The following is a 22,032-nucleotide window of genomic DNA, read 5'->3' on the forward strand; positions in this document are numbered from 1 at the left end:
TTTGCATGCCGTGCCCACTCACCTCGCGCAGCAAGCATCACGCCTGCCCCCAACCTTGCAATCGTTGCGCAAACAACTTTCACGTCGGTTACCGCGCGCCCGCCTGTTCGCTTACGGACTGCAAGGCACACACACTGTTACACAACACCGCGACAACTTCCGTGCATGTCGTGCGTTTAACTGAAGGTATCGATTCGTCGCGGGACAACCGCCATGCGAACACGATCCAGCCGCCCGCTCCGGCCGATGCCACCGGAACCTGCGCGGACGGTCGCGACATGGTGTTCGAGCCGATCGCCCGGCCCGCGTGCCTGCCAACGCTGTCACCACATCGAACGAACAACATGAACCATGCCCGTGCACACCGCCCCGTCAGGACGCTGATCGCGTCGTCCGTCATCGTGTCGCTGCTCGGCCTGTCGGCCTGCAACAAGCGCGACGAAAGCAGCGCCGCCGCGCCGGCCAGCGATGCGAGCGCCGCCTCGGCGGCACAGCCCGCGTCGACGCCCGTCGCGTACACGCCGCCGAGTGCCGACCAGCTCTATCAGATGGTCGCGCCGATCGCGCTGTTCCCCGACAAGCTGGTCGCATTGGTGCTCGCGGGCGCAACGTATCCGGACCAGATAGCGGCCGCCAATACATGGGTGACGCAAAATCCGTCGTTGAAGGGCCAGGCGCTCGCGAGCGCCGCCGATGCGCAGCCGTGGGACCCGTCCGTCAAGGCGCTGACCGCGTTCCCCGCGGTGCTGTCGCAAATGGCGTCGAACCCGGCCTGGACCACCTCGCTCGGACAGGCGTACTACAACGATCCGACCGACGTGATGAATGCGATCCAGGTGATGCGCCAGCGCGCGCAGAAATCCGGCCATCTGCGCTCGAGCGGCCAGATGCGGGTCACGCAAGTCGCGCAAGCCGCGCCGGCGGGGTACACGCCGGCCACCGACGCGCCGGTGGTCTACAGCGGGCCGGCGATCGTGCCGCCGCCCGAGCAGGCGATCGAGATCGAACCCGCGCAGCCCGATGTCGTGTACGTACCGTCGTACAACCCGACCGTCGTCTACGGCGAGCCGGTTTCGTCCTACCCAGGCTATGTGTATCGGCCACCCGTCTACAGCACCGGCGAAGTCGTCACGGCCGGCGTGATCACGTTTGGCATCGGCATCGCCGTCGGCGCGGCGATCTTCGGGCATCACGACTGGGGCTGGCACGCATGGGGCGTGAACTGGGGCGCACCGCGCCCCGAAGGCCCGGCGTGGCACGGCGGCTGGCAGCGTCCGGCCGTGGTGTACAACCACACCACCTACGTGACGAAGTCGACCACGGTGATCAACAACATCACGAACATCCGCAACACACGCATCACGAACAACTACGGCGGCAACGTCACCAACAACAACACGACGATCGAGCGCAACACGGTCCGGCCGGGCGCGGAGCCGATGCGCGGCCAGGCCCTGGAGCAGCGCCCGGGTGCCGCGCCGATGACGATCCCGCATTTCGGTGCAAACGACGCGCGCCCCGGTGCACGACCCGCGCCCGAAGCATTCGCGCAGCATCGCGCGAATGCGCCGCATGCCGAGGTGCCTGTGCCGCATCCGCCCGGTGCGACGCACGACACGCGGCAGCAGGCGATGCAGCGCGAACATGCCGCGCAGGAGACTCGCGCGGCGGCGCAGCAACAGCAGCAACAACGCGCGGAAATGCAGCGACACGACGCGGCCCAGCAGCGCGAAGCGCTGCAGCAACGCAATGCCGCCCAACAGCAGGAACACGCTCAGGCGCAGCAGCGCGACGAAGCGCAACAGCAGCAACGCGTGGAAGCGCAGCAACGTGACGAGGCCCGGCAACAGCAGCGGAGCGAGGCAGCACAACAGCAACAACGCAAGGAGATGCAGCCGCACCCCGAAGCGCCGCCACGCGAACACGCGGCACCGCAGCCTCGGCAAGCAGCGCCCGAGCATGCGCACGCGCCGCATCCGGCCGAGTCGCACCCGCCGCACGAATCGCGCGAACATCGGCCGGGGTAAAAGCACGACACGCCGACATCTTGGCCAGGCGGGCGCTACGGCCCGCCACGCCACGCGCCGCCGCGCCCTTCAATCGGCCCAGTTCCGGACGTAGTCCGGCACCACCACGTTGCCGTCTGCATGGACCGGCGCGCCGCGTGTCGTCTTCAGTGGCAGGATCCCGGCCCACACCGCCAGCCCGAGATCTTCCTCTTTGTCGGACGGCAGCGAATCGCTGATTTTCACGGCCGCTTCCGCCATCGAAATCCGCAGCACGCTGGTCGCATTGATTTCCTTCGAATTGCCCGGCCGCGCTTCATGCTTGCGGCCCGGCGCGATCTTGTCCATCAATGCATCCAGCGCGGCGAGTTTTTCCGCGCTGCCTTCGATCACGTCGAACTGCCCGTAGATCACCGCGGATCGATAATTCATCGAATGATTGAAGGCGGATCTCGCCAGCACGAGGCCGTCCAGCAGCGTCATCGCAACGCAAGCCTGCGCGCCGGCCGACAATGCCTTGACCATGCGGCTGCCGTTCGACCCGTGGATATAGAGCGCGTCGCCCCTTCTCCAGTGCGCGGTCGGAATGCAGTGCGTGTTCTGCCCGTCGCCGAACGCGATGTGACAGACATACGCTTCGTCCACGATGCGGTGGAGCATCGTGCGATCGTGGCTCGCCAGTTCAGGCAGGCGGCGAATGGTCGTACGCGGCGTGGAAGAGAGATCGGTCTTTTCGTTCATCTATCTGTACTGCGAAATGAATGGTATCGGCATCGTGCCGTACCCGTGCATGAGCGCGCGACTACCCCGCCCATCGACAGTCGCTCGTCGAATCGAGCAAAATACGCGCATCCCGCCAGTCGCGCCGATCGCTGAAAATGCGCGTTGCCGGCCTGCCCCGCGAGAACGTGAACGATACGATGCGCGCGGCCTCTTCGAAAGAACCAGCATAACGAAAATTTCTGGAACCAGCCCATGGATCTCGCGCTGCTCATCTCGTCGCTTGCCAGACAGGACGGCGCGACAACGCATAGTCGGCAGGAAGCCCTCTACCGGAGCCTGCGCAACATGCTGCTGGACGGGCACCTCCCGCCCGGCACGCGGCTCGCGTCGACGCGCGTGCTCGCGGCCGAGCTGGGCATCGCGCGCAATTCCGCGGTCTATGCGTACGAGCGTCTTGCCGAGGAAGGCTTCGTGGCGGCCACGCGCAACGGCACGATCACGCTATGGGACGGATGCGACCGCTCGAACGTCGCAAAGGAAGACGGCCCCGCGCCAGTTCACTTGTCGGCGCGCGTGCACGGGCTGGAGAACGCCGACCCCGAGCCCGAACGCATGCTGCCGTTCGTTCCCGGCCTGCCGTCCCTCGACGAATTCCCGGTTGCCCAGTGGCGTCGTTGCATCGAGCGCGCATGGAAGACCATCACGCCCGCCCGGCTGGCGTACGGCCCGGTCGAAGGGCTGCCCGAACTGCGGCGCGCGGTCGCCGCATACATCCGCGTGTCGCGCGGTGTGCGCTGCGACACGGGCCAGGTGTTCATCACCGACGGCACGCAGAGCAGCCTCGAACTCTGCGCGCGCATGCTGGCGAATCCCGGGGAATACGGCTGGCTCGAGAACCCTTGCTACAACGGCGCGAGAACCGCGTTCCGGTCGACCGGCCTGAATCCCGTGCCGATCGAGGTCGATCGCGAGGGCATGGCGCCGACCCACGCGCAGTGGCGCACCCACCCGCCCCGGCTGATCTATACGACACCGTCGCACCAGTACCCGCTCGGCGCGCTGATGAGCCCGCGGCGCCGCGCGGCGCTCGTCGAGCATGCCCGTGCATGCGGCGCGTGGATCATCGAGGACGACTACGACAGCGAGTTCCGTCACGGTGGCCAGCCGCTGCCCGCGATCCAGGGCCTGCATGCGGATGCACCGGTATGCTATCTCGGCACGTTCAGCAAGACGATGTTTCCGGCCCTGCGGCTCGGCTTCATGGTGGTGCCGCCGGTGCTGGTCGACCGCTTCACGCGCACGCTGCGCGAACTCGTCCATCGCGGCCACTCGGCCGACCAGTTGGCGATGGCAGAATTCATCGATACCGGCCTGTTTGCGCGGCACCTGCGGAAGATGCGGGCGCTCTATGCCGAGCGGCGCGGCGGCCTCGAAGCGGCGCTCGCCCGCCATCTCGGCACATCGCTGAGCGTGCGGGAAAGCCCCGGCGGCATGCATCTTTCCGCGGATCTCGCGGCGCCGCTGCACGATACCGACGTCGCGCGCACGGCCGCCGCCCGCGGCTTGCTGCTGCAACCGCTGAGCAGCTATTGCATCGGCGACGGCCGCCGCTACAACGGCTTCGTGCTCGGCTATTCAGGGCTGAGCGATGCGACGATCGAGACAGCGGCGATGCAGTTTGCCGACGTCATCGAGCAGCACCGCCGCGCGCGGCACTGAGTGCCGCTCACAGTTGCGATTCGATCGGAAACAGCCCGAGAAACCACACTTCCATCCGCCGCGGCGCCGACACTTCCGGTTCGTGATCGATCTCGGTGACCTTCCCGTCTGCATCCGTCTGAACCCACTTGAGGCGCCCGCTGCCGGCCGGATCGGTTCTCGCCTCGACACGCCACGCGATCTGGTCGAGCCGCGCCTCCAGATCGTCGGCCACCTGCGATGCAATCGCCGGGCTCTCGCAGTAAACGCCGATCTCCGTATTGAGGTTCAGCGAGCGCGGATCGAGATTCATCGACCCGATGAAGATGCTCGTGTGATCGAATACGTAGGTCTTCGCATGCAGCGATGCGCGCGACGAGCCGATGATCACCTGCTTCGAAATGCTCTTGTCGCCCGAGGGCCGGCGCTCGTAAAGCCGCACGCCGGCATTCACCAGATCGCTTCGATAGCGGCGGTAGCCGGCATGCACGGCCGCCACATCGGTCGATGCGAGCGAATTGGTCAGCACCGTCACGCGCACGCCGCGCGCCGTGAGCGCGCGCAGCCGCTCGACCACTTCCTTGCCGGGCACGAAATACGGCGACACGATCAGCAGGTCGTGCCGGGGCTGCAACGCAAGCGCACGCAACTGCGGCATCAGGTGGCCGTCGCGGTCCTTCGGCGGATGCGCGATCTTCGACGGATCGTCGTACAGCACCGTCGCATGCCCCCACGACAGCTCCGTGCCCTGCCCGTGGACGATCCGGTCGAGCCGCTGGCGGGCCTCGAGCACGTACGGATTGTCCTCCATGGCCCTCAGGTAGTCGCGCAACCGTTCTCGCTCGCGCTCGAGGCCGCCCGGCGCCGCATCGTGCCCGACCAGCGTATCGACCGGATACGCGTACGGCGAATTCCAGAACGTATCGAATTCCGTCGAGATGTCTTTCACGACCGGCCCGTGAACGACGACATCGAGATCGCCAAACTCCAGCATCGACGATGCGCCGAAGTATTCGTCGCCGATATTGCGCCCGCCGACGATCGCCGCCTGGTTGTCCGCGATCATCGCCTTGTTGTGCATGCGCCGGTTGACGCGCGAGAACTCGAACAGGGTGCCGAGCTTCTTGAACCGGCGCGACGCCACCGGATTGAACAGCCGGATCTCGATGTTCGGATGCGCGCTGATCTCGAGCAGCTTGCGGTCGTCGGCGTTGGTGCCGAGATCGTCGAGCAGCGCGCGCACGCGCACGCCGCGGTCGGCCGCACGCATGACGGCGTCGGCCAGTTCGTGGCCGGTCAGGTCGTCGTGCCAGATGTAGTACTGAAGGTCCAGCGAACGCTCGGCGCGGTCGGCGAGCAGCACGCGCGCGTCCAGTGCGTCGACCGGATCGGTCAGCAAATGAAATGCGTCCTGCCCCGGATGGGCGGCAGCCTGCTGGCGAAATGCCACGCCGAGGCGCGTATCGTCGGTATCGGTGAATGCATGCGTCGGCGCGCGGTCGGCCTGCGGCGGCAGGCTCGCGCACGCGGCAAGCATCAGCAACGACAGAATCGCACCCCACGAACGCAGCCTGATCATGATCGCCGTCCCCGCTCCCGGGTGAAATCCGTTTGTTCTGGCCGCCGAATGGAGGCGGCATTGATCGGCGGTCCTGACGTGCGCGCGTATCGCGCCGTGGCCGGCCGCGCCACAGCATACTTCGATTGCCATCGGCGCGGCAGCCCCTCGTTGTTTTCCTGATTGCACCGCGCGGCCGCCCAAAGAAAAACCCGCGACGCATGACGCGATCGCGGGTTTTCGGCATGCCGCGATACTGCGCGGCGCGGCATGAAATCTGGTGGGCCCCCCGGGAGTCGAACCCGGCACCAACGAATTATGAGTTCGCTGCTCTAACCAAGCATGAGCTAGGGGCCCAGACGAGAAGCAAAGCGTGCTACACGCCCCCCGGCAACGAAGCCGGGCCGGCATTGTAACAACAAAGACGACAGAGGGAACGAACGCCACCGGCATCATGCGGATACCGGCGGCGTTCGTAAGAGAGACGCTGGAAATCAGTTCCCTTCGAGGAACGACTTCAGCTTGTCGGAACGGCTCGGGTGACGCAGCTTGCGCAGCGCCTTGGCCTCGATCTGACGGATCCGCTCGCGCGTGACGTCGAACTGCTTGCCGACTTCCTCGAGCGTGTGATCGGTGCTCATCTCGATACCGAAACGCATCCGCAGCACCTTCGCCTCGCGCGGCGTCAGCGAATCGAGCACGTCCTTCACGACGTCGCGCATGCTGGCATGCAGCGCGGCATCCGCCGGCGCGACCGTGTTGGTGTCCTCGATGAAGTCGCCGAGATGGGAATCGTCGTCGTCACCGATCGGCGTTTCCATCGAGATCGGCTCCTTCGCGATCTTCATGATCTTGCGGATCTTGTCTTCCGGCATCTCCATCTTCTCGGCGAGCGTTGCCGGGTCCGGCTCGAGACCGGTTTCCTGCAGGATCTGCCGCGAGATGCGGTTCATCTTGTTGATCGTTTCGATCATGTGAACCGGAATACGGATCGTGCGCGCCTGGTCGGCGATCGAACGCGTGATGGCCTGACGGATCCACCACGTCGCATAGGTCGAGAACTTGTAGCCGCGACGGTATTCGAACTTGTCCACCGCCTTCATCAGGCCGATGTTGCCTTCCTGGATCAGGTCGAGGAACTGCAGGCCGCGGTTCGTGTACTTCTTCGCGATCGAGATCACGAGACGCAGGTTGGCCTCGGTCATTTCGCGCTTCGCCTGACGCGCCTTCAGTTCGCCGGCCGCCATCTGGCGGTTGGTTTCCTTCAGGTCCTTCAGCGGCAGCACGACGCGCGCCTGCAGGTCGAGCAGGCGCTGCTGCTGTTCGCGGATCGCCGGGACGTTACGCGACAGCACCGCGCTGTACGGATGGCCTTCCGCGGTGATCTTCTCGGCCCAGTCGAGATCCGTCTCGCTGCCCGGGAAGCGCGCGATGAATTCCGAGCGCGGCATGCCGCACTTGTCGACGACGATGTGCAGGATCTGACGCTCGACCTGACGCACTTCGTCCACCTGCGCGCGCAGCGTGTCGCACAGGCGTTCGACGGTACGCGCGGTGAAGCGGATCGTCATCAGTTCGCTCTGGATCGTTTCCTGCGCCTTCAGGTAGGCCTTCGACTTGTAGCCTTCCTTCTCGAACGCGCGGCGCATCTTGTCGAACCACTCGCTGATCTGCGAGAACTTCTCGAGCGATGCGCGCTTGAGGGCTTCGAGCTGGGCGGCGTTCGCCGATGCCTGCGCGGCACCGTCGTCTTCCTCCTCTTCCTCTTCTTCCTCTTCCTCTTCGGCTTCCTCGTCCTCGTTCTCGATGGCTTCCGCTTCCTTCGCGGAGAAGCCGTCCGTATCGGCGGAGTCCGAAGCATTCGGATCGAGCAGGCCGTCGACGAGCTCGTCGACGCGGATCTCTTCGTTCGCGACGCGTTCGGCCATCGCGAGGATGTCGGCGATCGTCGTCGGGCACGCGGAGATGGCCATCACCATGTGGCGCAGGCCGTCCTCGATCCGCTTCGCGATCTCGATTTCGCCTTCGCGCGTGAGCAGCTCGACCGTGCCCATCTCGCGCATGTACATCCGGACCGGATCGGTCGTGCGGCCGAATTCCGAATCGACGGTGGACAGCGCGACTTCCGCTTCCTCCTCGACTTCATCGTCCGACGACGCGGCGGGCGCGTTGTCGTTCAGGAGCAGCGTTTCCGCGTCCGGCGCCTGCTCGTAAACCGCCACGCCCATGTCGTTGAACGTGCCGATGATGCCCTCGAGGGCTTCCGTCTCGGTGAAGTTGTCCGGCAGGTGGTCGTTGATTTCGGCGTACGTGAGGAAGCCGCGCTCCTTGCCGAGCTTGATCAGCGCGCGCAGTTTCACGCGGCGCTCTTCGAGCTCCTCGGCCGTGCCCGGCGTGCTCGTCGCGAACGCTTCCTTCAGCAGCGCCTTTTCCTTGGCGCGACGATCGCGCACCTTGGACTTGCCCGGTGCAGCCGCGGCTGCGGGCTGCTCGTCGCTCTGATTTGCGTCGTCTTCGACGGATACTTCGTTCAGCTTTTTGGTCATGGAGTTCGCCGTACCGGCTATATCGACTCGCGGCTGCTGGACGACAGCCGGTTGAACCGTGGGTGCATGAGTAGTACGTACTGCCGTTTCGTCCGCGTCGGCAGTCGTGTCCCTTGCGCTTTTCGCACTTGCCCGCTTCGCCGCCGGCTTGGCCGGCCCGGAGTCGGGTCTGGCGGCAGCCCGTGTTCTGGCTGCCGGCGCCGGCGCAGCCTGAGCAGTGCCGGCCGCGGTTTTCTTTCCTGCAGGGGCTGACGTGGCTGAAGACGTTGTCCTGGTGGAAGAAGCAGACTTGGCCGCTGTGACCTTCTTGGTCGGCTCCGTCGAGCCCTTGCCTGTTGCTTTCTTTCCGCCTGTCGTCTTTGCCATCGCGATTCTCGCCTCTGCTTGGAAAACAAACCGCTGGAAACCTTATATTATAGCACGCTGGGGAGCCCTCTCTAAGCGCCCCAGCCGCCTACAGCCCGAGCCGACGCTTCATGTCGGTTCGCTGCTGGTTCAATTCCGTCAATTCGGCCAGTTCCTCGGGGGTGAAGGTGGATTGCCGCGCCAGCCTGTCCAGCCGGTCGCAGCAGGCGTCATAGCGCATCTTGAGCACCGCTGCCTGCAGCTCCTCCCCCGCGATCCTCTCCTGCTCACGCTGCCGCTCGGGCACCGTCTCGTCTTCCGGATTCTGTAACAGCAAATCGCGGACGTTTTCATCATAGTCCAGAATTTCGCGGAAGATTTCCTCGTAAGTCGCCCCGTTCGAGGACGTCCTGAGGACATCCGACAGCAGCCGGAACTCCGCGCCGTCGCCCAGCGCGCGCGCATGATCGACGACTTCCGCGAACAGCTCGCCGATGCGCGGCAGCGCGCGCAGGGTCGCAATCTGTTCGTCGTCAAGCTGCGATGCGATGCGCGGATGCATCACCAGCGTACGCAACGCGCGCTTTTCGCTGTCCGTCACGCGGCGCCGCTCGCTGCGCGCGGGCGCCTGGCGCGGCGGCGTCGCGATGCGCGTATCGACGTCCGACAGCGCCGCGACCTCTTCGAACGGGATGTCGAGACGGTCGGCGAACATGTGCATGATCTGCGCGCGCAACGCGTTCGCGGGCAGCGCCTGCAACAGCGGCTTCGCATCGAAGAGCGCCTTCGCGCGGCCTTCCGGCTGATCGAGCGCCTTGCCGGCAATCGCTTCGTTCAACAGAAATTGCGACAGCGGCATCGCGCGTTCGACCTGCTCGGAGAACGCCTCCGCGCCGAATTCGCGCACGTAGCTGTCCGGATCGTGCTCGGTCGGCAGAAAAAGGAACCGGATCGTGCGGTTGTCGCCCGCATGCGGCAGGCAGGCCTCGAGCGCGCGCCGGGCCGCGCGCCGCCCGGCCGAATCGCCGTCGAAACTGAAAATGACCGTGTCGGTCTGGCGCAGCAGCTTCTGCACGTGAATCGGCGTGCATGCGGTGCCGAGCGTCGCGACCGCGTTCGGAAACCCGAGCTGCGCGAGCGCGACGACGTCCATGTAGCCTTCGACGACCAGCACGTACTTGCGCTCGCGAATCGCGAGCCGCGCCTCGAACAGCCCGTACAGCTCGCTGCCCTTGTTGAACAACGGCGTTTCAGGCGAATTCAGGTACTTCGGTTCGCCGCTGCCGAGCACGCGGCCGCCGAAACCGATCACCTGCCCCTTCACGTTGCGGATCGGGAACATGATCCGCTCGCGGAACCGGTCGTAGCGGCGCGCGACGCCCTGGGCGTCGGTTTTCTCGCTGACGATCACGAGCCCCGCCTCGACGAGCGACTCGTCGCGATAGTCCGGGAACGCGGCCTCGAGGTTCTGCCAGCCGTCCGGCGCATAGCCAAGACCGAAGCGTGCGGCGATCTCGCCGGTCAGGCCCCGGTTCTTCAGGTACTGGATCGCGACGGTCGCGCCGCGCAACTGCTTGCGGTAGTAGTCGCAGGCCGCCGTCATCGCATCGGACAGCGCGGTCGCCACCGATTTCGACACGGGCGCCGGATAGTCGCCGCCACCGCCTCCGCCCCCACCGCCGCCGCGCATCGACGGTTCGTGCGGCACGGTCAGCCCGACGGATTGCGCGAGTTCCTGCACGGCTTCGGGGAACGTGAGCCCCGCATGCTCCATCAGGAAGCCGATCGCGGTGCCGTGCGCGCCGCAACCGAAGCAGTGATAGAACTGCTTGGTCGGGCTCACGGTAAACGACGGGCTCTTCTCGTTATGGAACGGGCACAGCCCCATGAAGTTGGCGCCGCCCTTCTTGAGCTGCACGTACCGGCCCACCACGTCGACGATATCGACGCGGTTCAGCAAATCCTGCAGGAACGAATGCGGAATCACCGTGGGATCGAGCGAAAAAAGACAATACGACGCCCGGCGCACGCATCGCTGGGCGCGCCGGGAACGGGTTTTTACTTCGTGAGCGCGGCCTTGACTTGCGCGGAAACGGCCGTCATGTCGGCACGGCCGGCGAGCTTGCCCTTCAGCACGCCCATCACCTTGCCCATGTCCTGCGGGCCGGCCGCGCCGGTTTGCGCGACGGCCGCCTGCACCTCGGCCGCCACTTCGGCGTCCGACAGTTGCGCGGGCATGTAGCCGCCCAGCACGGTCAGCTCGGCTTGCTCCTTCGCGACCAGATCGTCGCGACCGGCGGCCTGGAACTGGCTGATCGAATCCTTGCGCTGCTTGATCATCTTGTCGATCACGGCCGTGATGCCCGCGTCGTCGAGCGTGACCCGATCGTCGACTTCGCGCTGCTTGATCGCGGCCATCAGCAGGCGAATCGTTGCCAGGCGCTCGCTTTCCTTCGCGCGCATCGCGGCCTTCATGTCTTCGCTGATCTGCTCTTTCAAACTCATCTTTCACCCGGGATGGAAACGTGAATCCGACGCCCGCGAATGGGCGTCAACACAAAAACCCGCTTGGGACAGTGTCTCAAGCGGGTTGCTCGAATCCGGCATCGGCGACTCGCCGCCTGATCGGCTGCGCGATCGCATTCGATCGCACGGAGTCCCCGGTGCGCCGCTCAGCGAACCGCGCGGCGCCCAATCGTTCAGTACAGCTTCTTCGGCAGCGTCTGGCTGCGAATCCGCTTGTAATGACGCTTCACCGCAGCGGCCTTCTTACGCTTGCGTTCTGCGGTCGGCTTCTCGTAAAACTCGCGCGCACGAAGCTCGGTCAGCAGACCGTTCTTCTCGATCGTGCGCTTGAAGCGACGCATTGCAACTTCGAACGGCTCGTTCTCTTTAACGCGAATGATCGTCATGATCCGACACGAATAAAGGTTTGCAAGGAAAGATTACTGAGTATAGCAGAGCGATTGTTCAAAGGCACGGACCCCAACCCGCCGGAACGGCGCCGGCCGGCGCGTCAGGCGCCTCGCGCATACTCGGCCGCGGCCTGCCCGGCCGCCGTGCCGGACGCCCATGCCCACTGGAAGTTGTAGCCGCCGAGCCAGCCCGTCACGTCCACCGCCTCGCCGACGAAGAACAGCCCCGGCACGCGCGCGCTCATCATCGTCGCCGACGACAGCTCGCGCGTATCGACCCCGCCCTTCGTCACCTCGGCCTTCTTGTAGCCTTCGGTGCCGTTCGGCGTCAGCGTCCAGCCGGACAGCGCGTCACCGATCTGGCGCAGCGTCTTGTCGGGCAGATCCGCGAGCCGCGCGTCGGCCGCGACGCGATGCGTGTCGAGCCACGCATGCGCGAGGCGCGACGGCACCCAGTCGGCGAGCAGTGAGCCGATCTGGCGCTTCGACGTGCGTTTCGCGTCGAGCAGATCGGCCACCGTGTCGCGCTGCGGCAGCAGGTCGACGCGGATCGGGTCGCCGGGCTGCCAGTAGCTCGAGATCTGCAGGATGCCTGGACCGGACAGCCCGCGATGGGTCAGCAGCAGGTCCTCGACGAATTCGCCGCCGCGCTTCTTGTCGCCGGTCGATACGCGCACCTCGAGCGATACGCCGGACAGCGGCGCGAACGGCGCCCAGTCCTGCGGCGCGAACGTCAGCGGCACGAGCGCGGGCCGCGTATCGACGAGCTTGTGGCCGAACTGCTTCGCGAGCCGGTAGCCGAAATCGGTCGCACCGATCTTCGGAATCGACAGCCCGCCGGTCGCGACGATCAATGCGCGCGCCCCGATCGGGCCGGCCTGCTGCGTGTCGAGCGTGAAGCCGTCGGACGGCGCATGGCGCACCGCGTCGACGACGACGGGCCGGCGCCACGCGATGCCGCCCGCGTCGCACTCGTGCTTCAGCACGTCGATGATCGCGTCGCTGCCGTGGTCGCAAAAGAGCTGGCCCTTGTGCTTTTCGTGCCAGGTCACGTGATGGCGCTTGAGCAGTCCGAGAAAGTCGCGCGGCGTATAGCGCGCGAGCGCCGAGCGCGCGAAATGCGGATTCGACGACAGGTAGTTGTCGGGCCCGGCGTACAGGTTCGTGAAGTTGCAGCGGCCGCCGCCCGAGATGCGGATTTTCTCGGCGAGCCGCGGTGCGTGATCGATCAGCACGACGCGGCGGCCGAGCTGGCCGGCGACCGCGGCGCTCATCATGCCGGCGGCGCCCGCGCCGATCACGGCGATGTCATAAGTTTCCATGGCGCGGATTGTACCCGCCCGGCCTCGGGCTCGGGCCGCCCGCAGGGGCCGTGAGCCCCCGCCTGCTATAATTTCGGGTTACGTTGACCTACCTGCGGCGCGCCCGAAACGGCGTGCCCCGCCCGCACCCATGCTCGTTCTCGGCATCGAAAGCTCCTGCGACGAAACCGGCCTCGCGCTCTACGACACGCAGCGCGGCCTGCTCGCGCACGCGCTCCATTCGCAGATCGCGATGCATCGCGACTACGGCGGCGTCGTACCCGAGCTCGCATCGCGCGACCATATCCGCCGCGCGCTGCCGCTGCTCGAGGAAGTGATGGCGCAAAGCGGCACGCGCCGCGACGACATCGACGCGATCGCGTTCACGCAGGGCCCCGGCCTCGCCGGCGCGCTGCTGGTCGGCGCGAGCATCGCGAATGCACTCGCGCTCGCGTGGAACAAGCCGACCGTCGGCATCCATCACCTCGAAGGCCACCTGCTGTCGCCGTTGCTGGTCGACGAGCCGCCGCCGTTCCCGTTCGTCGCGCTGCTGGTTTCCGGCGGCCACACGCAACTGATGCGCGTGACCGACGTCGGCGTGTACGAGACGCTCGGCGAAACGCTCGACGACGCGGCCGGCGAAGCGTTCGACAAGACGGCGAAACTGATCGGCCTCGGTTACCCGGGCGGCCCCGAAGTATCGAAGCTGGCCGAAACGGGCACGCCGGGCGCGGTCGTGCTGCCGCGCCCGATGCTGCATTCGGGCGATCTCGACTTCAGCTTCAGCGGCCTGAAGACGGCCGTGCTTACGCAGATGAAGAAATTCGAGGCGGCGAAGCTCGACGGCGAAGCCCTCGAACGCGCGAAGGCCGACCTGGCACGCGGCTTCGTCGATGCGGCCGTCGACGTACTCGTCGCGAAGTCGCTCGCAGCGCTGAAGAAGACGAAGCTCAAGCGCCTCGTGGTCGCGGGCGGCGTCGGCGCGAACCGCCAGTTGCGCGCGGCACTGTCGGCGGCCGCGGCCAAGCGCGGCTTCGACGTGCACTACCCCGATCTCGCGCTCTGCACCGACAACGGCGCGATGATCGCCCTCGCGGGCGCGCTGCGGCTCGGCCGCTGGCCGGAACAGGCGAATGCCGACTACGCGTTCACGGTGAAGCCGCGCTGGGATCTCGCGTCGCTCGCGGGCTGAATCGCGCCGCACGACACTGCCCGCCGGAAAACGAAAAAGCCGCTCGTTCGAGCGGCTTTTCTCATTGGCAGGACAAAATGCCGCAGTCGCGGCGTTATGCAGCCTGCCGCTTGTCGCGTTCGATCAACGCATACGCGCTGTGATTGTGGATCGATTCGAAGTTCTCGGCTTCGAGCACGTAAGCAACCACCCGCTCGTCCGCATCAAGACGTTGTGCGACGTCGCGCACCAGATCCTCGACGAACTTCGGGTTCTCGTATGCGCGCTCGGTGACGAACTTCTCGTCCGGACGCTTCAACAGCCCCCACAGTTCGCACGACGCCTCTTCTTCCGCGATGCGGATCAGCGCCTCGACCGGCAGATCGGCGGCCAGCTCGGCATCGATCGTCACGTGCGAGCGCTGGTTGTGCGCGCCGTACTGCGAGATCTTCTTCGAGCACGGGCACAGGCTCGTCACCGGCACGAGCACCTTCAGGAACAGGCGCGTGTCGCCGTTGCGGCTTTCGCCGGCGAGCGTCACTTCATAGTCGAGCAGGCTCTGCACGCCGGACACCGGCGCGGTCTTGTTCACGAAATACGGGAACGTGACTTCGATGCGGCCGGCCTCGGCTTCGAGCTTCACGAGCATCGACGCGAGCATCGCGCGGAAGCGCTCGACCGTCAGCGGCGCGCGGTTCTCCTCGAGCAGCGCGACGAAGCGCGACATGTGCGTGCCCTTCTGATCGGCCGGCAGACGGACGTCGAGATTCCAGACACCGACGGTCGGTTGCACGTCGCCGCTTTCGGTACACACCGTCAACGGATGCCGGACCGCCTTCACGCCCACGCGCTGAATCGGGATCTGACGGGTATCCACCGTGCTCTGCACGTCGGGCATCACGAAGGCGGGATTCATCTGGTTCATCTTGTTCAATCCTTGTAAGCCGCGCGTTCGACGACGCGCACGCCGCATCATGCGGCAGCCGGAAAAGCAACATGGGCCCGCAGGCCCATGTTTTCCGCATCAATGAAGACCGGTTGCGCCAGTCGCACCGACGCCGCCCGCAGGCGGCGCCAGCTTATGCGACGCGCTTCGCGTGGCCGGCGACATCGGCCGCCGGGCTCAGGAAGCGTTCGCGAATCGACTTCGCGATGCCCGCGCCGTCGAGGCCGCATTGCGCCAGCAGCTTCGCGTGGTCGCCGTGGTCGACGAACTGGTCAGGGAGGCCCAATTGTAGTACGGGTCGGATAACCCCACTCTCCATCAGGGCTTCCACGCAGGCCGAGCCCGCGCCACCCATCACGCAGCCTTCCTCGACCGTGACGAGGTAGTCGTGCGTTTCGGCCAGCTCGCGCACGAGCGCCGCATCGACCGGCTTCACGAAGCGCATGTTCGCGACCGTTGCATCGAGTTCCTCGGCAGCGGCGAGCGACGGTGCAACCATCGTGCCGAACGCGAGGATCGCGACGCGCTTGCCTTCCGGCTGCGACGTGCGGCGACGCACTTCACCCTTGCCGAGCGGGATCTCGGTGAATTCCTTCACCGTCGCCACGCCCGTGCCCGCGCCGCGCGGATAACGCACCGCAGTCGGGTTCGGCTGCTGCAGCGCCGTGTGCAGCATCTGGCGGCATTCGTTCTCGTCGGACGCGGCCATGATCGTCATGTTCGGGATGCAGCGCATGAACGCGAGATCGTATGCGCCCGCATGCGTCGCGCCGTCCGCGCCGACGAGGCCCGCGCGATCGATCGCGAACACGACCGGCAGGTTCTGCAGCGCGACGTCGTGGATCAACTGGTCGTACGCACGTTGCAGGAACGTCGAGTAGATCGCGACGACGGGCTTCAGCCCCTCGGTCGCGAGACCGCCCGCGAACGTCACCGCGTGCTGCTCGGCGATGCCCACGTCGTAGTAGCGATCCTTGAAGCGCTTCTCGAACTCGACCATGCCCGAACCTTCGCGCATCGCGGGCGTGATGCCGACCACGCGCGTATCGCGCTCGGCTTCGTCGCACAGCCACTCGCCGAACACCTGCGTGTAAGTCTTCTTCGCGGGCGTCGTCGACGGCTTGATGCCTTCGGCCGGGTTGAACTTGCCGGGGCCGTGATAGAGCACCGGATCGGCTTCGGCGAGCTTGTAGCCCTGGCCTTTCTTCGTCACCACGTGCAGGAACTGCGGGCCGCGCAGTTCGCGGATGTTCTGCAGCGTCGGGATCAGCGAATCGAGATCGTGACCATCGATCGGGCCGATGTAGTTGAAGCCGAACTCCTCGAACAGCGTGGCCGGCACGACCATGCCCTTCGCATGCTCCTCGAGCTTGCGCGCGAGTTCGAGCACCGGCGGCGCCACGCTCAGCACGCGCTCGACGCCCGCGCGCGCAGCCGCATAGAAGCGGCCCGACATCAGGCGGGCGAGATGGCGATTCAGCGCGCCGACCGGCGGCGAGATCGACATGTCGTTGTCGTTGAGGATCACGAGCAGCTTCGCATCTTCCGACACGCCCGCGTTGTTCATCGCCTCGAACGCCATGCCGGCCGTCATCGCGCCGTCGCCGATCACCGCGATCGAGAAGCGGTCGTCGCCGTTCAGCTGGCTGCCGATCGCCATGCCGAGCGCCGCCGAGATCGACGTGCTCGAGTGCGCGGTGCCGAACGTGTCGTATTCCGACTCGCTGCGGCGCGGGAAGCCCGAGATGCCGTCGTACTGACGCAGCGAATGCATCTGGTCGCGGCGGCCCGTCAGGATCTTGTGGGGGTAGGTCTGGTGACCCACGTCCCAGACGATGCGATCGTTCGGCGTGTTGAACACGTAGTGCAACGCGATCGTCAGCTCGACCGTCCCGAGGTTGGACGACAAATGGCCGCCCGTCTTCGACACGCTGTCGAGCACGAACGCGCGCAGTTCATCCGCGAGCGGTTGCAGTTGGCGACGATCGAGGCGGCGCAAATCCGCCGGGTCGTCGATGGTTTTCAGCAAGTCGTACATCGTCGTTCCATTGTAGGAAATCAAACGCGCCCGCATTCTTTTGCACGCACCGTAGCGTGTGCGCGGCGGCGGGCTTTCGCGTCAGCTGACCCGGTTCACTACCAGGTCGGCAAGTTCGGCCAGACGCTGTGCGCGTGCGCCGAACGGTTTCAGCGCGTCGTGCGCTTCGGCGCGCAGCTGCGCTGCCAGCTCGCGCGACGCCTCGAGACCGAGGATCGATACATAGGTCGGCTTGTCGTTCGCCGCGTCCTTGCCGGCCGTCTTGCCGAGCGTCGCCGAATCGGTCGTGACGTCGAGAATGTCGTCGACGACCTGGAAGGCCAGACCCACGGCCCCCGCGTAAACATCCAGCGCGGCCATCGTTTCCGCCGACGGCGTCTCGCCGGCCAGCGCGCCCATCCGCACGGCCGCGCGCAGCAATGCGCCCGTCTTCATCCGGTGCATCGTTTCGAGCTGTTCGCGCGTCAGCTTCAGGCCGACGCTCGCCAGGTCGATCGCCTGCCCGCCAGCCATGCCGATCGAGCCGCTCGCCAGCGCCAGCTCGCGCACGAGCGCCGCCTGCTGCACCGGCGACAGCGCCTCGGCATCGGTCAACGCCACGAACGCCTGCGACTGCAGCGCGTCACCGACCAGCAGCGCCGTCGGTTCGTCGTACTGCACGTGCACGGTCGGCTTGCCGCGACGCAGCGCGTCGTCGTCCATGCACGGCATGTCGTCGTGCACGAGCGAGTAGACGTGGATCATCTCCAGCGCCGCCGCCGCGGCGTTGCGTGCCGCCTCCGTCGCACCGGTCAGCTCGCCTGCCGCATGGCACAGCAGCGGGCGAACGCGCTTGCCGCCACCGAGGACCGCGTAGCGCATCGCCTCGTGAAGTTTCGCGGGCATCGCGGTTTCAGCCGGCAGATAGTGGCCGAGTGCGTCCTCGACACGGTCAAGCACGGACCGCATCCATTGTTCGAATGTCATAGATCGTCGTCTTCGCCGTCCGTGGCGGCCGTTCCGGACGAAAGCGGCTTCAGCGTCGCGCCGTCGAGCACGCGAACCTGCTGCTCCACTTTCTCGAGCTGCTGTTGGCAAAACGCAACGAGGGTCGCACCGCGGCGATACGCCGCCAGTGAATCCTCGAGGCTCAACGCGCCGCCTTCCATCCGGGCAACCAGCGTCTCGAGTTCCGCGAGCGCCATCTCGTAATTGTCCGGCAACGGTTCGGTGCCATTGCCGGGCGGCGTGGCGCCTGGGGATGCGGTTTTCGCCATGGACGAGGTGTCAAATTTCAAAACAAGTCGGACATTCTACGGCAAAAGAGAATTTTCCGACCTGCCGTCTTGGGCGCCCGCGCACAATTCCGGCCCCATCTCCAGCGCACAGTGTGCGCCTTTCGAGGGCAGCCCGACAAAAAATTGACACAAATCAGGCACTTAATCCTAGCCTTGCGAGGCGAACCGGGTATAATTCTCCGTTTCCCTAAATCGATTTTTCGATGGTTGGGTTGTTCACTGCTTTCACGCTAACACCGGGAGTGGGAATGTCCAATCTGAGCGATGCGCTTCAGTTGAAGTCGGCCCACAGCCAGCTTCCAGTCACTGCATATTTCGATGAGGCGCTACTCGAGCGCGAGATCGAAACCCTCTTCAAGAAAGGACCTCGTTACGTCGGGCACGAGTTGATGGTGCCCGAGGCGGGGGATTATTTCGCGCTGCCGTCCGAGCAGGAAGGCCGCGTGCTGGTCCGTAACCAGACGAACCAGATCGAGCTGCTGTCGAACGTGTGCCGCCACCGGCAGGCGATCATGCTCAACGGGCGCGGCCGCACGCAGAACATCGTGTGCCCGCTGCACCGCTGGACGTACGACCTCGAAGGCGAGCTGCTCGGCGCACCGCACTTCCCCGACAAACCGTGCCTGAACCTCGGCAAGAGCCCGCTGCAGAACTGGCAGGGGCTGCTGTTCGAGGCCGAGGGCCGCAACGTCGCGCGCGACCTCGCCAACCTCGGTACGAAGCATCACTTCGACTTCTCCGAGTACCAGTTCGATCACGTCGAAGTGCACGAGTGCGATTACAACTGGAAGACGTTCATCGAGGTCTACCTCGAGGATTATCACGTCGTCCCGTTCCACCCGGGCCTCGGCAGCTTCGTGTCGTGCGACGATCTCAAATGGGAGTTCGGCGACTGGTACAGCGTGCAGACGGTCGGCGTGCACAACGCCCTCGCGAAGCCGGGCAGCGCGACTTACCAGAAATGGCACGAGCAGGTGCTGAAATTCCGCAACGGCGTGCCGCCGGAGTTCGGCGCGATCTGGATGGTCTACTACCCGGGCCTGATGATCGAGTGGTATCCGCACGTGCTGGTCGTGTCGTGGCTGATCCCGCGCGGGCCGCAGAAGACGACCAACATCGTCGAGTTCTATTACCCCGAGGAAATCGCGCTGTTCGAGCGCGAATTCGTCGAGGCCGAGCGCGCCGCCTATATGGAAACGGCCGTCGAGGACGACGAGATCGCGATGCGGATGGACGCAGGCCGCCGTGCGCTGATGGCGCGCGGCGAGTCGCAGGTCGGCCCGTATCAGAGCCCGATGGAAGACGGGATGCAGCACTTCCACGAGTTCCTGCGCCGCCACCTCGGCGACCTCTGACGGCGGATGCGGCGCTTTGACGCCGCCCGGCCTCCGGCAAACGAAAAGACGGGCTTCGGCCCGTCTTTTTTTGTTTAGACTTGGAGTGTCAGGCCATTTGCACTCGAGGGAGCCGTCATGCCACACACTCATTACACCACGCTCATTTCCGCCGCCAATCTCGCCGAGCGCCTGGCCGCGGCGCCCGGCAGCGTGGCATTGTTCGACTGCCGCTTCGATCTCGCCGATCCCGGCGCCGGCGAAGCCGCGTACGCGGCCGGCCACCTCCCCGGCGCGCAATATCTTCATCTCGACCGCGACCTGTCGGGCCGCAAGACGGGCACCAACGGCCGCCATCCGCTACCGACCCGCGACGCGCTCGCGACGCTGCTCGCCAGCCGCGGCCTCAAGCAGGGCCAGCAGGTCGTCGCGTACGACGCGCAAGGCGGCGCCTATGCGGCACGCCTGTGGTGGCTGTTGCGCTGGCTCGGTCACGATTCGGTTGCGGTGCTCGACGGCGGCCTGCAGGCCTGGGAAGCGGCCGGCCAGCCGCTGACGACCGACGTGCCGCAACCGGTCGCCGGCGACTTCCGCTCGGCCACGCCGCTCGAATCGACGGTCGATGCAGCGGCCGTGCTCGCGAACGTGTCGTCGCCTGCGCGCGTCGTGATCGATGCACGCGCACCGGACCGCTATCGCGGCGAGAATGAAACGATCGATCGGGTGGGCGGCCACATTCCCGGTGCGCGCAACCGCTTCTTCAAGGACAACCTGGCTGCCGACGGCCGCTTCAAGACCGGCCATGAATTGCGCGAGGCATTCGCCACCGTGCTGGCCGGCACCGAGCCGAATCGCGTGATCCTGCAATGCGGCTCCGGCGTCACCGCCTGCCACAACGCGCTGGCGCTGGAAGTGGCGGGCCTGCACGGCGCGTCGCTGTACCCCGGCTCGTGGAGCGAATGGAGCGCCGATCCGTCGCGACCGATCGCGACCGGCCCGAATCCTTGAGCACCCGCGCGGCGCGACGACGATGAAACGGCGGCCGACGCCGCGGCGGCCGGTGCCACTGCGGTAGTTGCCGCCGCCCGTCGTTTACATCACGCCGTACTTGTGGAACCACTCGATCGCGCGCTTCCAGCCGTCCTCGGCATCGCCTTTCACGTAACTCGGCCGGTAGTCGGCAAAGAACGCGTGGCCGGCATCCGGATACACGACGATTTCCGATTCGCGCGCGAGCTTCGAATCGCTCGTCTGGATCGCCTTGCGCATGTCCGCGAGCGACGCCTGCGTGATGTTCTGATCCTTCTCGCCGTACAGCCCGAGCACGGGCACCTTCAACGACGATGCATGATCGACCGGGTTGAACGGCGTCATCTCGTCGGTCTTGCCTTCGACGAACCCGTACCACGCCACGGCGGCCCGCACGTGCGGATTGTGCTCCGCATACAGCCACGCCTGGCGACCGCCCCAGCAGAACCCGGTCACGCCGAGGCGCGTCAGGTCGCCGCCATTCTTGCCGGCCCAGGCCACGGTCGCATCGAGATCCTCGGTGACCTGGCGGTCCGGCACCTTGCTGATGATGTGGTCGTACAGTTCCTTCATCGTCGGATACTTCGCCGCGTTGCCCTGCCGGGCGAACAGGTCGGGCGCGATCGCGAGATAGCCGAGCTTCGCGAAGCGCCGGCAGACATCCGCGATATGCGCGTGCACGCCGAAGATCTCGTGAATCACGATGACGACCGGCAGGTTCGTCTTGTCGACCGGCTGGGCGCGATAAGCCGGCACGCTTGCATCGCCGGAGCGGATCTCGATGGTATCGACGTCCAGCCCGGTGCTGTCGGTCGTGACCGTCTGCGCCGACACGGGCAGCACGGCCGCCGCGAAGGTGCCGCCCAGCGCGGCCTGCATGAACTTGCGGCGCGAGAACGGGACATGGGGGACCAGGCTGTCGACTTCGGGTTTCAACATGAATGCACTCCTCGATTGGGCGCCGCCGTCACGCTCGCGGATACGGCATGACGGGGCATCGCACCGGCGGGCGGTGCGGATGTCGCGGCGGTTGGCACCCCGCCGCAAGCGAAAACCCGGACAAGATGCCCAATAATCCGTTGTCGCGTCAACTGTCAGATGTGTAAGACTCGATTACGACGCGTGGCGGCGATCGAATCGATCAT

The 22,032-nt window shown here is 65.9% G+C and carries 17 protein-coding genes and 1 tRNA gene; 5 read left to right on the forward strand and 13 right to left on the reverse strand.

The annotated features are described in order from the left end of the window. Positions 1-344: 344 nt before the first annotated feature. Positions 345-2,027 carry a DUF3300 domain-containing protein gene (locus JMF86_RS23110; protein ID WP_011548141.1) on the forward strand — a complete coding sequence of 561 codons (1,683 nt, stop codon included), beginning with the start codon at positions 345-347 and terminating at the stop codon, positions 2,025-2,027. 69 nt (positions 2,028-2,096) lie between these two features. Here the strand turns inward: JMF86_RS23110 and JMF86_RS23115 are convergent, their stop codons facing one another. After that, complete coding sequence (locus tag JMF86_RS23115) at positions 2,097-2,747, reverse strand: pyridoxamine 5'-phosphate oxidase family protein (RefSeq protein ID WP_011694689.1); 651 nt, start codon at positions 2,745-2,747, stop codon at positions 2,097-2,099. 234 nt (positions 2,748-2,981) lie between these two features. Between JMF86_RS23115 and JMF86_RS23120 the strand changes: the two genes are divergently transcribed. Next, entirely contained in the window at positions 2,982-4,448 is a 1,467-nt protein-coding gene (locus JMF86_RS23120; protein WP_011548143.1) for a PLP-dependent aminotransferase family protein, read from the forward strand. Positions 4,449-4,455: 7 nt separating this feature from the next. On the opposite strand, the gene JMF86_RS23125 is transcribed toward JMF86_RS23120, so the two are convergent. The 7 genes from JMF86_RS23125 to JMF86_RS23155 all read right to left on the reverse strand — a co-directional run bounded on the left by JMF86_RS23125 (position 4,456) and on the right by JMF86_RS23155 (position 13,113). Then, positions 4,456-6,006: a phospholipase D family protein gene (locus tag JMF86_RS23125; protein WP_011548144.1), complete on the reverse strand. Its 1,551-nt coding sequence runs from the start codon at positions 6,004-6,006 to the stop codon at positions 4,456-4,458. 257 nt (positions 6,007-6,263) lie between these two features. Next, positions 6,264-6,342: transfer RNA gene (locus JMF86_RS23130), tRNA-Ile, on the reverse strand. 137 nt (positions 6,343-6,479) lie between these two features. Next, positions 6,480-8,897 carry an RNA polymerase sigma factor RpoD gene (gene rpoD, locus JMF86_RS23135; RefSeq protein WP_011694687.1) on the reverse strand — a complete coding sequence of 806 codons (2,418 nt, stop codon included), beginning with the start codon at positions 8,895-8,897 and terminating at the stop codon, positions 6,480-6,482. 88 nt (positions 8,898-8,985) lie between these two features. Further along, complete coding sequence (gene dnaG, locus JMF86_RS23140; protein WP_011694686.1) at positions 8,986-10,863, reverse strand: DNA primase; 1,878 nt, start codon at positions 10,861-10,863, stop codon at positions 8,986-8,988. A gap of 71 nt (positions 10,864-10,934) precedes the next feature. Then, the gene (locus JMF86_RS23145; RefSeq protein WP_006479409.1) at positions 10,935-11,381 is read right to left on the reverse strand and encodes a GatB/YqeY domain-containing protein; all 447 of its coding nucleotides are present in this window, start codon (positions 11,379-11,381) and stop codon (positions 10,935-10,937) included. Positions 11,382-11,575: 194 nt separating this feature from the next. Then, positions 11,576-11,788, reverse strand: coding sequence for a 30S ribosomal protein S21 (gene rpsU, locus JMF86_RS23150; protein ID WP_006479415.1), 213 nt, complete (start codon positions 11,786-11,788; stop codon positions 11,576-11,578). A 104-nt stretch (positions 11,789-11,892) separates the two neighbouring features. Beyond that, entirely contained in the window at positions 11,893-13,113 is a 1,221-nt protein-coding gene (locus tag JMF86_RS23155; RefSeq protein ID WP_006479417.1) for an NAD(P)/FAD-dependent oxidoreductase, read from the reverse strand. A 130-nt stretch (positions 13,114-13,243) separates the two neighbouring features. On the opposite strand from JMF86_RS23155, the gene tsaD reads away from it, so the two are divergent. After that, positions 13,244-14,284, forward strand: a complete 1,041-nt coding sequence (gene tsaD, locus JMF86_RS23160; protein WP_011548147.1) for a tRNA (adenosine(37)-N6)-threonylcarbamoyltransferase complex transferase subunit TsaD — start codon at positions 13,244-13,246, stop codon at positions 14,282-14,284. 94 nt (positions 14,285-14,378) lie between these two features. Here the strand turns inward: tsaD and folE2 are convergent, their stop codons facing one another. The 4 genes from folE2 to JMF86_RS23180 all read right to left on the reverse strand — a co-directional run bounded on the left by folE2 (position 14,379) and on the right by JMF86_RS23180 (position 18,503). After that, positions 14,379-15,188 (reverse strand): GTP cyclohydrolase FolE2, encoded by an 810-nt coding sequence (folE2, locus tag JMF86_RS23165; protein ID WP_011548148.1) that lies wholly within the window; start codon positions 15,186-15,188, stop codon positions 14,379-14,381. A gap of 154 nt (positions 15,189-15,342) precedes the next feature. Then, positions 15,343-17,247 (reverse strand): 1-deoxy-D-xylulose-5-phosphate synthase, encoded by a 1,905-nt coding sequence (gene dxs / locus JMF86_RS23170; protein ID WP_012338492.1) that lies wholly within the window; start codon positions 17,245-17,247, stop codon positions 15,343-15,345. Positions 17,248-17,328: 81 nt separating this feature from the next. Beyond that, a complete protein-coding gene (locus JMF86_RS23175) occupies positions 17,329-18,213 on the reverse strand; it encodes a polyprenyl synthetase family protein (RefSeq protein WP_011548150.1) in 885 nt (294 codons plus the stop codon). After that, positions 18,210-18,503, reverse strand: coding sequence for an exodeoxyribonuclease VII small subunit (locus JMF86_RS23180; RefSeq protein ID WP_006479428.1), 294 nt, complete (start codon positions 18,501-18,503; stop codon positions 18,210-18,212). The genes JMF86_RS23175 and JMF86_RS23180 overlap by 4 nt, the downstream gene beginning before the upstream one ends. 269 nt (positions 18,504-18,772) lie before the next feature. On the opposite strand from JMF86_RS23180, the gene JMF86_RS23185 reads away from it, so the two are divergent. Continuing rightward, positions 18,773-19,879 (forward strand): aromatic ring-hydroxylating dioxygenase subunit alpha, encoded by a 1,107-nt coding sequence (locus JMF86_RS23185; RefSeq protein ID WP_011548151.1) that lies wholly within the window; start codon positions 18,773-18,775, stop codon positions 19,877-19,879. Positions 19,880-19,996: 117 nt separating this feature from the next. Next, positions 19,997-20,866 carry a sulfurtransferase gene (locus JMF86_RS23190; RefSeq protein WP_011548152.1) on the forward strand — a complete coding sequence of 290 codons (870 nt, stop codon included), beginning with the start codon at positions 19,997-19,999 and terminating at the stop codon, positions 20,864-20,866. Positions 20,867-20,950: 84 nt separating this feature from the next. Here the strand turns inward: JMF86_RS23190 and JMF86_RS23195 are convergent, their stop codons facing one another. Continuing rightward, on the reverse strand, positions 20,951-21,826 hold the full coding sequence (locus tag JMF86_RS23195; RefSeq protein WP_011548153.1) for a dienelactone hydrolase family protein: 876 nt from the start codon (positions 21,824-21,826) through the stop codon (positions 20,951-20,953). Positions 21,827-22,032 lie beyond the last annotated feature (206 nt).

It is taken from the genome of Burkholderia sp. E168m15, from assembly GCF_016586105.1.
Lineage (GTDB): Bacteria > Pseudomonadota > Gammaproteobacteria > Burkholderiales > Burkholderiaceae > Burkholderia > Burkholderia orbicola.

Coding starts and splice junctions, on each gene's coding strand:
- JMF86_RS23110 (WP_011548141.1), top strand. CDS start 345: ATGAACCATGCCCGTGCACACCGCCCCGTCAGGACGCTGATCGCGTCG.
- JMF86_RS23115 (WP_011694689.1), bottom strand. CDS start 2,747: ATGAACGAAAAGACCGATCTCTCTTCCACGCCGCGTACGACCATTCGC.
- JMF86_RS23120 (WP_011548143.1), top strand. CDS start 2,982: ATGGATCTCGCGCTGCTCATCTCGTCGCTTGCCAGACAGGACGGCGCG.
- JMF86_RS23125 (WP_011548144.1), bottom strand. CDS start 6,006: ATGATCAGGCTGCGTTCGTGGGGTGCGATTCTGTCGTTGCTGATGCTT.
- rpoD (WP_011694687.1), bottom strand. CDS start 8,897: ATGGCAAAGACGACAGGCGGAAAGAAAGCAACAGGCAAGGGCTCGACG.
- JMF86_RS23145 (WP_006479409.1), bottom strand. CDS start 11,381: ATGAGTTTGAAAGAGCAGATCAGCGAAGACATGAAGGCCGCGATGCGC.
- rpsU (WP_006479415.1), bottom strand. CDS start 11,788: ATGACGATCATTCGCGTTAAAGAGAACGAGCCGTTCGAAGTTGCAATG.
- JMF86_RS23155 (WP_006479417.1), bottom strand. CDS start 13,113: ATGGAAACTTATGACATCGCCGTGATCGGCGCGGGCGCCGCCGGCATG.
- tsaD (WP_011548147.1), top strand. CDS start 13,244: ATGCTCGTTCTCGGCATCGAAAGCTCCTGCGACGAAACCGGCCTCGCG.
- folE2 (WP_011548148.1), bottom strand. CDS start 15,188: ATGAACCAGATGAATCCCGCCTTCGTGATGCCCGACGTGCAGAGCACG.
- dxs (WP_012338492.1), bottom strand. CDS start 17,247: ATGTACGACTTGCTGAAAACCATCGACGACCCGGCGGATTTGCGCCGC.
- JMF86_RS23175 (WP_011548150.1), bottom strand. CDS start 18,213: ATGACATTCGAACAATGGATGCGGTCCGTGCTTGACCGTGTCGAGGAC.
- JMF86_RS23180 (WP_006479428.1), bottom strand. CDS start 18,503: ATGGCGAAAACCGCATCCCCAGGCGCCACGCCGCCCGGCAATGGCACC.
- JMF86_RS23185 (WP_011548151.1), top strand. CDS start 18,773: ATGTCCAATCTGAGCGATGCGCTTCAGTTGAAGTCGGCCCACAGCCAG.
- JMF86_RS23190 (WP_011548152.1), top strand. CDS start 19,997: ATGCCACACACTCATTACACCACGCTCATTTCCGCCGCCAATCTCGCC.
- JMF86_RS23195 (WP_011548153.1), bottom strand. CDS start 21,826: ATGTTGAAACCCGAAGTCGACAGCCTGGTCCCCCATGTCCCGTTCTCG.